Annotated in this window: 12 protein-coding genes and 1 pseudogene; 6 read left to right on the top strand and 7 right to left on the bottom strand. The window is 70.4% G+C overall.

Annotated elements, in window-relative coordinates; all coding sequences use genetic code 11:
• From VP06_RS28610 to VP06_RS28595, 4 genes are all read left to right on the top strand, one after another.
• A partial coding sequence (locus VP06_RS28610) for an MFS transporter (RefSeq protein ID WP_048467208.1) occupies nucleotides 1–1,037 on the top strand: 1,037 nt, incomplete at its 5' end.
• Nucleotides 1,038–1,048: 11 nt separating this feature from the next.
• Nucleotides 1,049–2,140, top strand: coding sequence for a metallophosphoesterase family protein (locus VP06_RS28605; RefSeq protein WP_048467204.1), 1,092 nt, complete (start codon nucleotides 1,049–1,051; stop codon nucleotides 2,138–2,140).
• Between the two features lie 147 nt (nucleotides 2,141–2,287).
• On the top strand, nucleotides 2,288–3,559 hold the full coding sequence (locus VP06_RS28600) for an arsenic transporter (protein ID WP_048467203.1): 1,272 nt from the start codon (nucleotides 2,288–2,290) through the stop codon (nucleotides 3,557–3,559).
• 27 nt (nucleotides 3,560–3,586) lie between these two features.
• On the top strand, nucleotides 3,587–4,513 hold the full coding sequence (locus tag VP06_RS28595; RefSeq protein ID WP_245291351.1) for a DMT family transporter: 927 nt from the start codon (nucleotides 3,587–3,589) through the stop codon (nucleotides 4,511–4,513).
• Between the two features lie 8 nt (nucleotides 4,514–4,521).
• Here VP06_RS28595 and glcF read toward each other — a convergent pair whose 3' ends face one another.
• From glcF to VP06_RS28565, 6 genes are all read right to left on the bottom strand, one after another.
• Nucleotides 4,522–5,865, bottom strand: coding sequence for a glycolate oxidase subunit GlcF (gene glcF / locus VP06_RS28590; RefSeq protein ID WP_048467202.1), 1,344 nt, complete (start codon nucleotides 5,863–5,865; stop codon nucleotides 4,522–4,524).
• A gap of 186 nt (nucleotides 5,866–6,051) precedes the next feature.
• Nucleotides 6,052–7,020 carry an iron exporter MbfA gene (gene mbfA / locus VP06_RS28585; RefSeq protein ID WP_048467201.1) on the bottom strand — a complete coding sequence of 323 codons (969 nt, stop codon included), beginning with the start codon at nucleotides 7,018–7,020 and terminating at the stop codon, nucleotides 6,052–6,054.
• Between the two features lie 117 nt (nucleotides 7,021–7,137).
• Nucleotides 7,138–7,842, bottom strand: a complete 705-nt coding sequence (locus VP06_RS28580; RefSeq protein WP_280950254.1) for an aspartate/glutamate racemase family protein — start codon at nucleotides 7,840–7,842, stop codon at nucleotides 7,138–7,140.
• A 119-nt stretch (nucleotides 7,843–7,961) separates the two neighbouring features.
• On the bottom strand, nucleotides 7,962–9,347 hold the full coding sequence (locus VP06_RS28575; RefSeq protein ID WP_048467200.1) for a M20/M25/M40 family metallo-hydrolase: 1,386 nt from the start codon (nucleotides 9,345–9,347) through the stop codon (nucleotides 7,962–7,964).
• 381 nt (nucleotides 9,348–9,728) lie between these two features.
• Nucleotides 9,729–11,093 (bottom strand): PleD family two-component system response regulator, encoded by a 1,365-nt coding sequence (locus VP06_RS28570; RefSeq protein WP_048467199.1) that lies wholly within the window; start codon nucleotides 11,091–11,093, stop codon nucleotides 9,729–9,731.
• A gap of 30 nt (nucleotides 11,094–11,123) precedes the next feature.
• Entirely contained in the window at nucleotides 11,124–11,504 is a 381-nt protein-coding gene (locus tag VP06_RS28565; protein WP_048467198.1) for a response regulator, read from the bottom strand.
• Between the two features lie 135 nt (nucleotides 11,505–11,639).
• Between VP06_RS28565 and VP06_RS28560 the strand changes: the two genes are divergently transcribed.
• A complete protein-coding gene (locus VP06_RS28560; protein ID WP_053082076.1) occupies nucleotides 11,640–11,948 on the top strand; it encodes a DUF3572 domain-containing protein in 309 nt (102 codons plus the stop codon).
• Nucleotides 11,945–12,592 (top strand): annotated as a pseudogene (locus VP06_RS28555) (DNA polymerase IV); the annotation flags it as partial. The gene VP06_RS28560 and the pseudogene VP06_RS28555, both read left to right, overlap by 4 nt.
• Here the strand turns inward: VP06_RS28555 and VP06_RS38825 are convergent.
• Nucleotides 12,556–12,639 (bottom strand): hypothetical protein, encoded by an 84-nt coding sequence (locus VP06_RS38825; RefSeq protein WP_425350961.1) that lies wholly within the window; start codon nucleotides 12,637–12,639, stop codon nucleotides 12,556–12,558. The pseudogene VP06_RS28555 and the gene VP06_RS38825 overlap by 37 nt on opposite strands.
• Nucleotides 12,640–12,678: the final 39 nt, after the last annotated feature.

Genomic DNA, 12,678 nt, shown 5'->3' with positions numbered 1-12,678 from the left:
GGGCGGCTCTCGCGGTGACGCTGAGCTGCCTGGCGCTGCCCTTCATCTCGAACTTCTATGCGGTGGCCGCCACCCAGTCGCTCGCCGGCATTGCCGGGGCGATCTTCCCGCCGGCACTCGCCGCCATCACCCTCGGGGTGGTCGGCCCGAAACTCTTCTCCAAGCGCATCGGCCGCAACGAGGGCTTCAACCATGCCGGCAACGCCGTCTCGGCGGCGCTCGCCGGGGGCCTCGCCTATCTGTTCGGGCCGATCGTGGTGTTCTGGCTGATGGGCGTGCTCGCCGCGTTGTCGATCGGCGCGATGCTGATGGTGCCCAGTGAGGCCATCGACAACGATCTCGCCCGCGGCCTCGACTGCGCCGAGGATGCGTCTTGCGAGGAGCAGCCCTCCGGCCTGACCGTTCTGCTCCAGAACAAGTACCTGATGCTGTTCGCACTGCTGGCGGCGATCTTCCACCTCTCGAACGCCGCGATGCTGACCTCGGTCGGCCAGCTCCTCACCCACCTGTCGGGCAAGGACAACGCCACCTCGCTGATCGCGATCTGCATCGTGGCGGCGCAATGCGTGATGGTGCCGGTGGCGATGTTCGTCGGCCACAAGGCCGATGCGATCGGTCGCAAGCCGATCTTCCTCGCCGCCTTCGGCGTGCTGGCCCTGCGCGGCGTGCTCTACACCGTCTCGAACAACCCGTTCTACCTCGTCGCGGTGCAGCTCCTCGACGGCATCGGCGCCGGCGTCTACGGCGCGCTGTTCCCGATCGTGGTCGCCGACCTGACCCGCGGCACCGGCCGGTTCAACGTCAGTCAGGGGGCGGTCGCGACGGCGCAGGGGCTCGGTGCCTCGTTGAGCGCCACGCTCGCCGGCCTCATCATCGTCGCGGCGGGCTACTCGGCGGCGTTCCTGACGCTGGCGGCGATCGCCGGCCTCGGCTTTGCCCTCTACCTCCTGGCAATGCCCGAGACCCGCGGCTTCGAGCCGGCCCAGGCCGGCACGCCTTCCGGCCCGGCCGGCCGGCCGGCGCTCGCCACCGCCTGAAGCGCCGGACCATGCCCGAGCCGCTCGCCTTCGCGCATATCGGCGACCTGCACCTGACGACGGGTGAGGCCGAGAACGCCCGCGACTTCGCCGCCATCGTCGCCCAGTTGAACGCGGTCGAGGGGCTCGACTTCGTCTTCCTGCCCGGGGACAACGCCGACAATGGCCGCCCCGAGCAATACGCCCTGGTGCGGGCCGGATTGGATTCGCTCCATCTGCCGGCCCACGTCATCACCGGTGACCACGATATGGAGGGCGGCAGCCTCGACGCCTTCCAGGCCGGGCTGGGCGGGCCGCCCCTGCCCTATGCCGTCGATGTCAGGGGCGTGCGCTGCCTGTTCCTCGACATGTGCGGGACGGGCACGGGCGGGCCGGATTTCCGTCTCGGGCCGGAACAGGTCGCCTGGCTCGCATCGGAACTCGAGACCGCGGGGGCGCGCGACTGCGCCCTGTTCATGCACAGCTACCCGTCGGACCTGAAGGGCGAGGGCGAAGCATCGCAGGTCGCCGACCTCATCCATCGCGGGCCGGTCCGCCTCGTCGAGATGGGCCACACCCACTACAACGAACTCGCCAATGACGGTCGCACGGTCTACGCCGCCGCCCGCTCCACCGGCCAGATCGAGGAGGGCCCGGTCGGCTACGCGGTCGCGGCCCTCGATGGCGGCGTGGTGAGCTGGCGCTTCAAGGAGCTGGCCCGGCCCTGGCCCTTCGTGCTGATCACCGCGCCGGCCGACCGGCGCCTCGCCATCGACGCCGGCCACGCGGTCGGCGAGCGGTTCACCCTGCGCGCCCTGGTGCTCGGACCGGCGGAGCGGGTGGAGTTCCGCCTGGACGACGGGCCGTGGCAGGCGATGGCGCGGGAGGACGGCGCCCGCTGCCACGCCGCCGAGGTGACGTGGCCGGCGGGCGCCCGGGCCGTCGCCGTGCGGGCGAGGGGCCGGGGCGCCGAGGATACCGACACGATCGAGCCGGCGACGGAGGCGGACGGGCTGCCGATCTCCCGCGGCATCGGCAGCGACGCCGATGCGCTCGGGGCCTGGCCGGCGCGGGGATTGCTGGGGACCCAGCTCGGGCCGAACCGCAACGGGCGCCAATGGTGAGGATGAGACTCGTCGGATCTCGGACCGTCACATCCATCCCATCCCCGACGTCGTCCTGAGGTCGCGGGCGGGACCACGCAGACCGGCGGCACGGCATGGCCGAGCTTTCTTCCCCCTTCTCGACACGACAACAGGACGTCTCCCCCGATGGCCGCGCTGACGCTCAGCCCCCACCTCGCGACCTGGGCGATCGCCGCCCTCGCCACACTCGGCGTGATCGTGCGCCCGTTCTCCTGGCCGGAGGCGATCTGGGCGGTGACCGGCGCTCTCGCCCTGGTGCTGCTCGGCCTGCTGCCGGCCGGCACCGCCTGGGAGGGCGTGCTCAAGGGCACGGACGTCTACCTGTTCCTCGTCGGCATGATGCTGATGTCGGAAGTGGCCCGGAAGGAGGGCCTGTTCGACTGGCTCGCCGGCATCGCGGTCCGCACCGCCAGGGGCTCGCCGACGCGGCTCTTCACCCTGGTCTACCTCGTCGGCACGGTCGTCACGGTCTTCCTCTCGAACGATGCCTGCGCGGTCGTGCTGACGCCGGCGGTCTACGCCGCGACCCGGGCGGCGAAGGTCGAGAATCCCCTCCCCTACCTGTTCATCTGCGCCTTCATCGCCAACGCCGCCTCCTTCGTGCTGCCGATCTCGAACCCCGCCAACCTCGTGGTCTTTGCCGAGCACATGCCGCCGCTCACCCGCTGGCTCGCCCTGTTCGGCCTGCCCTCGGTCCTGGCGATTCTGGCGACCTACCTCGTCCTGCGCCTGACCCAGAACCGGACCCTCAGGCAGCAATCGGTCGCCACCGAGGTCGAGACGGCGTCTTTGTCCCGCACCGGGATCGTCGCGGGCCTCGGCATCGTGGCGACCGGCGGGGTGCTGATCGGCGCCTCGGCCCTGGGGCGCGACCTCGGCCTGCCGACCTTCGCCGCCGGCCTCGCCACCACCCTCATCGTGCTGGCGCTCCGGCGCGGCAGCGGCGCCGTCGAGGTGGTCAAGGACGTGTCCTGGAGCGTGCTGCCGCTGGTCGCCGGCCTGTTCGTGCTGGTCGAGGCGCTGGACAAGACCGGCGTGCTGGCGATGGTCGCCGACGCCCTGCGGCGGGCCGCCACCGCGGCCCCGGCCGAGACCGCCTGGGGCGCCGGCGCGCTGATCGCCGTCGCCTGCAACCTCGTCAACAACCTGCCGGCCGGGCTGATCGCGGGAGCCGCGGTGCAGGCCGCCCACGTTCCGGAGAAGATTGCGGGCGCGGTGCTGATCGGCGTCGATCTCGGGCCGAACCTCTCGGTCACCGGCTCGCTCGCCACCATCCTGTGGCTCACCGCCATCCGCCGCGAGGGCCAGGACGTGAGCTTCTGGCGCTTCCTCACGCTCGGCGCCCTGGTGATGCCGCCCGCCCTCGGGCTGGCGCTCGCCGGCCTTCTCCTCGTCTGATCCTCGAAAACCGGAGGGCCCTGCCCCGTGTCGATCGCCGCGCTCCTTTATCCCTTCATCCTGGTGGCCGGCGCGTTGCAGGCGCTCGGCAACGCGATGAACGCGCAGTTGCGCGGGCACATGGTCAACCCGTGGCTCGCCGCAACGGTGTCGTTCCTGCCGATCGTGTTCGTCTTCGTCACCCTGTTCCTGGTGATGCCGACGCCGCTGCCGAGCCTCGACACACTGGGAAAGATGCCCTGGTACGCCCCGCTCGGGGGCCTGGCCGGCGCGGTGGCGGTGTTCGGCGGCCTCGCCTTCATCGACAAGGTCGGGGCCGGGCCGTTCAACGGTCTGACCCTGACCGCCAACATCATCACCTCGCTCGCCCTCGACGCCTTCGGGCTGTTCGGGCTGCCGGCGGCCGGCTTCAAGCCGCTGCCCTGGCTCGGCGGGCTCCTGATGGCGGCCGGCGTGGTGTTCATCGCGCGTACCGCGGGCAAGACGGACGACGGCGAGAGCCACGGCGTCGGCGGCAAGCTGCTCTACCCGTTCATTCTCGTGGCCGGCGCCCTGATGGCGATCGGCGTGGTCTGGAACTCGCAGTTGCGCGGGGCGCTGGTCAATCCCTGGCTCGCCGCCACGGTGTCGTTCCTGCCCGTGGTCTTCGCCTTCGCGCTGATGACCCTGCTGAAGCCCATGCCGCTGCCGACCCGCGCGGATCTGGCCGGGACGCGCTGGTGGATGCCGCTCGCCGGCCTCACCGGAGCGGTCGCGGTGTTTGCCGGCCTCCTCTTCGTCGACAAGGTCGGGGCCGGCGCCCTCAACGGCCTGCTCATCACCGCCAACCTGCTGACCTCGGTGGCGCTCGACCATTTCGGCTGGCTCGGCATGCGGCAGGTCAAGGCCAGCCCGCCGCGCCTCCTCGGTGCCGCCCTGATGGTCGGCGGCATCGTGCTGATCTCGGTGTTCTGAGCGGTTCCCTACTCCGCCGCCGCCAGGGCCGGGCGCCTGTCCGCAACCCCGTCGAGGGCCGCCGGGCGCGGGCCGCCGGTGGCCCAGTCGAGCAGCTCCACCGTGTGGACGATCGGGATGGCGGTGCCCTTCCCGATCTGGGTGGCGCAGCCGATATTGCCGGTGGCGATCACGTCGGGGCGCACGCGTTCGATATTCGCGACCTTGCGGGCGCGCAGGTGCGCGGCCAGTTCCGGTTGCAGAATGTTGTAGGTGCCGGCCGAGCCGCAGCAGATATGGCCCTCCGGCACGTCCTTCACGGTGAAGCCGGCCCGGGTCAGCAGCGCCTTCGGTTCGGTGCGCAATCCTTGCCCGTGCTGCATCGAGCAGGCGGAGTGATAAGCCACGACGAGGTCGGTCTCGACCACGGGTGCAGAGAGGCCGAGGCTCGTCACGTACTCGGTCACGTCGCGGGCGATGGCCGACACCCGGGCGGCCTTCGCCGCATAGGCCGGATCGTCGCGGAACATGAAGCCGTAATCCTTGATCGTGGTGCCGCAGCCCGAGGCGGTGACCACGATGGCGTCGAGCCCCTCGCCGTCCATCTCGGCGATCCAGGCGTCGATGGTGCGCTTGGCCAGCGCGTGCGACGAGTCCTCGTGGCCTATATGGTGGGTGAGCGCGCCGCAGCAGCCCTCGCCCTTGGCCTGCACCACCTCGATGCCGTGGCGGTTCAGGAGCCGGATCGCCGCCTCGTTGAAGTCGGGCCGCAGCACGCTCTGGGCGCAGCCGCGCAGCAACGCCACCCGGCCCCGGCGCGGGCCGGCAGGCGGGAAGCGTCCTGGCTTGTCCTGCGCCGAGCGGGTCGGCAGCGCCGCAGGCGCGAGGTCGAGCATCGCGGCGAGGCGGTTGCCGACCTTCGGCATCCGGGCGGCGATGCCCCGGAACGGCCGGCCCAGGGTGGCGCCGAGGAGCGCCAGGCGGAAGCGGTTCGGGTAGGGCAGCACGCGCGCCAGCACCGCCCGCAGGAACCGGTCCTCGGCCGGGCGGGAATAGGTCTTCTCGATATGGGCGCGGGCATGGTCGACGAGGTGCATGTAATGCACCCCCGACGGGCAGGTGGTCATGCAGGACAGGCACGACAGGCAGCGGTCGACATGCTTGACCACCTCGGGGCTCGCCGGCTTGCCGCCTTCGAGCATATCCTTGATCAGGTAGATGCGCCCGCGCGGCGAATCGAGTTCGTCGCCGAGCAGCAGGTAGGTCGGGCAGGTGGCGGTGCAGAAGCCGCAATGCACGCAGGTGCGCAGGATCTTCTCCGAGGCCGCCATGGCCGGGTCGGCGAGCTGCGCGGGGGTGAAGCTGGTCTGCACGGCGGTTCCTCGGGGGCGTTTCTTGGGACGAGATTCTTGGGGCGAGATTCTTGGGACGAGATTCTTGGAGAAGGAGTCCTCGGGGGCGATCCTTCCGCGCCTTCGCGTCCCGTTTCTAGACCATTTTCAAGGTGGCGGGAGCGGCTTTCGGGGCCGCCCCCCGCGCACGGTGCCGCATGACCGCCCTCAGGCGCTCCCGATCGCGACCCCGGCGAGCAGCACCAGCACGCCACCCAGAACCACCTGGAGGGCGGCGCGCCAGAATGGCGTCTCCATGTAGCGGGTGCGGATGGCCGAGATGGCGAGCAGTTCCACCGCCACCACCAGGGCGGCCAGCACCGTGGCGATTGCGAAGGCGTTGGTCCAGGAATCGGGCACCAGATAGGGCAGCGTGTGGCCGAGGCCCCCGACCGCGGTCATGACCCCGCAGACGAGACCACGCAGCCAGGGCGAGCCGCGCCCGGTGATGCTGCCGTCGTCGGACAGGGCCTCGGTGAAGCCCATGCTGATCCCGGCACCGATCGACGCCGCGAGACCGACCAGGAAGGTCTGCCCGTTGTTGTGGGTGGCGAAGGCGGCGGCGAAGAGCGGCGCCAGGGTCGAGACCGAGCCGTCGATCAGCCCGGCGAGCCCGGGCTGGACGTAGCGCAGCACGAACAGGCGGTGGGCGGCCCGGGCCTCCTCGGCGGCGGCATCGCCGCTCTCCTGCTCGGCGCTCAGCGCCTCGGCCCGGCGGCCGTGGCCGCGCTCGATCTCGGCGAGCCGGGTGAAGAGCTGGCGCACCCCGAGGTCACGGGTGAGCGTGGCGGCCCGCTCGTAGAAGTCGGCGGACTGAGCCTCCATCGCCTCGGTTTCGCGCCGCATCCGCCCGGCATCGAGACCCTGCCACCAGAACGGGCGGCGGCGGGGAAAGCCGCGCACGTCCTCCCGCCGCACCGGCGGCAGGTGCTCGCCGAACCGCTCGCGATAGGCGGCATAGAGGTCGTCGCGGTGCCCCCCCTCCTCGTCGGCCATCGCCTCGAACAGGCCGGCGGAGCGCGGCAGGTCGGCCCGCAGGCTCTCGGCGAAGCTGCGGTAGATCCGGGAATCCTCCTCCTCGCTGGCGATGGCCAGCGCCAGCACCTCGCGTTCGGTGAGATCGGTCAGGGCTTTCATGCGCGCGATCCTGTTTGGAATAGCTCCAATCTAGTGATTGGAATCATTCCAAACAAGCCGCCTCGCGCAGAGCCGCCTTGCCGCGGCTCGCTTCCGTGAGCGACAGAGAGGCTCGGGTCAGCCGGGCGCCAATGCCCGATCGACCGCCGCCTCGGCATGGAGCGCCGTGGTATCGAAGAGCGGCACCGGGCTGTCCTCCGGCCGCACCAGCAGCATGATCTCGGTGCAGCCGAGGATGACCGCCTCCGCCCCCCGTTCGACCAGCCGGGCGATGACCGACCGGTAGGCGTCGCGCGAGGCCGGCATCACCCGGCCCTGGACCAGCTCCTCGTAGATCACCCGGTGCACCTCCGCCCGGTCCTCGGCTTCGGGCACCAGCACGTCGAGGCCGTGGCGCACGGCCAGGCGGCCCTTGTAGAAATCCTGCTCCATGGTGAAGGCCGTGCCGAGGAGACCGACCCGGCGATGGCCGGCGGCGCGGATCCGCTCCGCCGTCGGGTCGGCGATGTGCAGGAGGGGCAGGCCGATCGCCGCCTGCACGTCATCGGCCATGCGGTGCATGGTGTTGGTGCAGATCACCACGAAATCGGCCCCACCCCGCTCCAACCGCCGGGCGGCGCCGATCAGCGCGGCCGTCGCCTCGTCCCAGCGGCCGGCATGCTGCAAGGCTTCGATCTCGCCGAAATCGAACGACCACATCAGGCAGCGAGCGGATCGCACGCCCCCGAGGCGGGCCCGCACCGTCTCGTTGATGATCCGATAGTATGCGGCCGAGCTTTCCCAGCTCATCCCGCCGATCAGGCCGATGATCTTCTGCTGCACCTTGGGAGCCCTCCCGATCGACGACGCCTCCCCGCCCTGCCGCCGGTCGCCGGGCGGCAGGGACGCGGTTACTCCTTGGCGAGGGTCCTCCTTCGCCAAGGTCCTACTTCGCCAAGGTCCTACTTCGCCAAGGCCGCCAGGATCCGCGCCCAGGAGCGCGTGCCCTTGTGGAAGCTCTGGAGGTCGTACTTCTCGTTCGGCGAATGGACCCGGTCATCGTCGAGACCGAAGCCGACCAGCAGCGTGTCGAGGCCGAGGGTGCGCTTGAAGTCACCGACGATCGGGATCGAGCCGCCTGACCCGATGGTCACCGGGGCCCGGCCCCATTCCTCGGCGAGCGCCCCCTTGGCGGCTTCCAGCGCCGGCATGCCATGGGGCAGGGCGAGCGCCCGCGAGCCCTTGTGGGTGACGATGTCGACCGAGCAATCGGCCGGGATGCGCTCTTGCACGAAGGCGCGGAAGTTGCGGTCGAGCGCCTCGGGGTCCTGGTCGCCGACGAGGCGGAACGAGATCTTGGCGCTCGCCTTCGAGGCGATCACCGTCTTGGTGCCCTCGCCCGTATAGCCGCCGATGATGCCGTTGGCGTCGCAGGTCGGGCGGGACTGGATCTGCTCGATCAGCATCCGGTCGCGCTCGCCCGCCGGCAGGTTGAGGCCGACGGTGCCGAGGAAGCTCTCGGGCGTCAGGTTCAGGCCGCGCCACTGCGCCAGCACGTCCTCGGGCGTCTCGTGCACGCCGTCATAGAAGCCCGGCACGGTCACCCGGCCGTGGTCGTCGTGCAGGTCGGCGATGATGCGCGACAGCACCCGGATCGGGTTGGCGGCCGCGCCCCCGAACAGGCCCGAATGCAGGTCGCGGTCGGCGCAGGTGACGGTGACCTCGAAATAGGCCAGGCCCCGCAGCGACGAGGTGATGGCCGGGGTGTCGCGGTCCCACATGCCGGTGTCGCAGACGAGCACCAGGTCGGCCTTCAGTTCCTCGCGATTGGCCGCAACCCATTCGGGCAGGAACTTGGAGCCGTCCTCCTCGGCGCCCTCGATCAGCAGGGTGACGCCGACCGGCAACTCGCCGTCGATCGCCTTGAAGGCCCGGCACGCCTCGACGAAGGTCATCACCTGGCCCTTGTCGTCGCAGGCGCCCCGGGCGGAGATGGCCTTGCGGCCGTCCGCCAGGGTCACGATGCGCGGCTCAAAGGGCTGCTTCGTCTCCCACTCGTGCAGGGGATCGACCGGCTGCACGTCGTAATGGCCGTAGAACAGCACGTGCGGGGCGCCGGGCTTCGGAGAATGGGCGAGCACCACCGGGTGGCCGCCGGTCTCGCGCAGGGAGGCGTCGAAGCCCAGGGCGGCGAGATCGCCCTTGATCCATTCCGCGGCCTTCCGGCACTCCGCCGCATAGGCCGGATCGGTCGAGATCGACGGGATGCGCAGGAAGGCGAACAGCCGCTCCAGGGAAGTGTCGAGGTCGCGGTCGATGTCGTCGAGGATCCGGTCAAGCGCGGCCATGCGGTGTCTCCGGGCTGGCCGGGCGCCCGTCGCGCCCGGCGATCACCGCGCATCACTAGAGCATTTTCCGACGAAGTGGATACCGGTTCGTCGTAGAAAATGCGGCAAAATCAAAGAGCTAGAGAAGCTTCGCGATGGCAACGCAATCGTGAAGCGCTCTCGCCCAGCGGAGCCGCGGCCAGAAGCGGCGAGGCACGGGCCGCGGAGGGCCTGGGGCGCATGGCCGGCAAGCGGCACGTAGGGCAGACTGCGACGGCCGCGAGCCGGCCGATCATCGGAGAGGGACGGCCCCCGAGCCGGACCGCGAGAGCGGCATGGGGGACGCCCCCACGACCACGGACGACACAGCGGCCGTGCCGCCGGCTTGGCCGCGTCGCCCGGTCACGCCGCAGCCGCCACCACCCGGTTCCGGCCGTCCTGCTTGGCCCGGTAGAGCGCGAGGTCGGCGCGCTTGAGCATCTGGGCCGGATCGTCGTCCCCGGGCTGGCGGGTGGCGACGCCGATCGAGACCGTCACGTCGATGGCGCAGGTGCCGCGCTGGACCTCGAACGCCGCCGCCTCGATCCGCTCGCGGATGCGCTCGGCGACCTGGCGGGCGGCGTCGAGCCCGGTATCGGGCACCACCACCACGATCTCCTCGCCGCCGAACCGCGTCACCACGTCGATGCCGCGGGTCTGGGCGCGGATGCGGGTGGCGAACTCCTTCAGCACCTCGTCGCCCGCATCGTGGCCGAAGCGATCGTTGATCGACTTGAAGCGGTCGATGTCGAGGATCAGCAGCGCCACCGGCCGCTCGCGCAGGGACGGCTCGGAGAACAGCCCGGCGAGGTAGCTGTCGAGGTAGCGCCGGTTGTGCAGGCCGGTGAGCCCGTCGGTGACGGCGAGGTCCATCGACGCCTGGACGGATTCGCGCAGCGAGTGCGAGAAGCGCTTGCGCTTGACCTGGGTTCGCACCCGGGCCACCAGCTCGTTGCGGTCGATCGGACGGACCAGGTAATCATGCACGCCGAGATCGAGGCCGCGCATGATCCGGGCCCGGTCCTGGGGATCGGCCATCATCACGACCGGCACGGTGCGGGTGCGGTCGAGGGAGCGCAACTGGCTGCACAGGCGCAGCCCGTCATGACCCTCGAGGTCCAGGCTCACCAGCACCACGTCGTAATCGCCGGCCTTGACCCGCTCCAGGGCCTCCTGGGGCGAGGCGACCGCCTCGACGCAGTGATACTGGCCGAGCGCCGCCGTCAGCCTCTCGGCCGAGGAGCGGCGATCCTCGACGACCAGCACGTTGGCATTGTGCCCGGTCTCGGCGGTGGCCGCCGCCAGCGGATCGCCGACCCGCGACATCATGGCGCGGCTGCGCAACTCGTCGGTCACCGCCTTCAGGCGCACAAGGCTGCGCACCCGGGCCATCAGGGCGGTGTCGTCGATCGGCTTGGTCAGGAAATCGTCGGCACCGGCATCGAGCCCGCGCAGGCGATCGCTCGGCTGGTCGAGGGCGGTCACCATCACCACCGGCAGGTGCGCCATGGAGGGCGTCGACTTGATCCGGCGGCAGACTTCGAACCCGTCCATGCCCGGCATCATCACGTCGAGCAGCACGATGTCGCACAGGCCCTTCTCGCACACAGCCAGGGCATCGGGGCCATTCATCGCCGAGACGACGTCGAAATACTCGACGGTCAGCTTCGTCTCGAGCAACTTGATGTTTGGAAAGAGGTCGTCGACGATGAGAACGCGTGCCGACATGGGAAGGTCAGGCCTCTCTCAGATCTTGAATCAGCTCTGGCGTTCGCCGCCGACATAAGTCCGTACCGTCGCGAGAAACTTCGCGACCGAGATGGGCTTCGACAGATAGGCTTCGCAGCCGCCCTCGCGGATGCGCTCCTCGTCACCCTTCATGGCGAAGGCCGTGATGGCGATCACCGGGATGCCCTTGAGCTCGTCATCCTCCTTGAGCCATTTCGTCACCTCGAGGCCAGACACCTCGGGGAGCTGAATGTCCATCAGGATGAGGTCCGGTCGATGCCGGCGCGCCAGCTCGATCGCCTCGATCCCGTTGGCCGTCTTGAGGGTCGCGTAGCCATGCGCCTCCAACAGGTCGTTGAAGAGCTTCATGTTCAACTCGTTATCCTCGACGATGAGCACCGTCTTCGTCATGGCTCACTGTCTCCGGCACTCCAGCGGGCCGCATCACACCCCGGCTGCGACCGGAACTGCAACACTGTTAAGCGGCACATGTTGATGAAACGCAAATTCGAAGGATTTGCCAGGGGTCCCCATCCCCGTGGCGGAATGCTGAGCGGATCGGCCGCGGAGGCTCTGGGGGCCCGCGTCTTCGCCTACGTCACCGGTGACCCGGGCCGATTGCTCCGGTTCATGGAGAGTTCCGGTCTCTCACCGGAGGCGCTCCGGCAGGCGGCCGACAGCCCCGATCTCGTCACCGGCCTCCTCGACCACGTCGTGGCGGACGAGGGGCTGCTGCTGGCCTGCGCGTCGGCGCTGGACGTGCCGCCCGAGCGGATCACCCAGGCATGGCGCCGGCTCGCCCCGCCGGAGTTCGGCGAGGAGTCGAGCGAGGATCCCGGCGAGTTCGGGGCGTGAGCGGAGGGCCGCTCTGCCGGGATTGCGGGGCGATCCCGCCGGACGAGGCCCGGCGCTGCCGGGCCTGCGGCTCGCCGCGCCTTCTCGCCCATCCGGAGCGCGACGCGCTGGCCATCGCCCATGTCGATTGCGACGCCTTCTATGCCGCGGTCGAGAAGCGCGACGATCCCGCCTTGCGCGACCGGCCGCTGATCATCGGCGGCGGCAAGCGCGGCGTGGTCTCGACCGCCTGCTACATCGCCCGCATCCGCGGCGTGCATTCGGCGATGCCGATGTTCCGCGCCCTCGAAGCCTGCCCGGACGCGGTGGTGCTGCGGCCCGACATGGAGAAATACGCCCGGGTCGGCCGGCAGGTGCGGGCGATGATGCAGGAGCTGACGCCGCTGGTCGAGCCGGTCTCGATCGACGAGGCGTTCCTCGACCTCTCGGGCACCGAGCGGCTGCACGGGGCGCCGCCCGCCGTGACGCTCGCGGGTTTCGCCCGCCGGGTCGAGGCGGAGATCGGCATCACCGTCTCGGTCGGGCTGGCACCCAACAAGTTCCTGGCCAAGATCGCCTCGGACCTCGACAAGCCGCGCGGCTTCTCGATCATCGGCCGGGCGGAAGCTCAAGGCTTCCTGGCGCCGCGGCCGATCTCGCCGATCCGGTGGATGCCCAGGGCGGCGAGGCGGTCCGACGCGGCCTGGCCGATGCCGGGCAGGATGCGGACCGGCCGCGGCGCCAGGAAGCC

The organism is Methylobacterium aquaticum, assembly GCF_001043915.1.
Classification (GTDB): Bacteria; Pseudomonadota; Alphaproteobacteria; order Rhizobiales; family Beijerinckiaceae; genus Methylobacterium; species Methylobacterium aquaticum.
The sequence above is the reverse complement of the archived record's forward strand: the minus strand, read 5'-3'. Positions and strand labels throughout refer to the sequence as shown.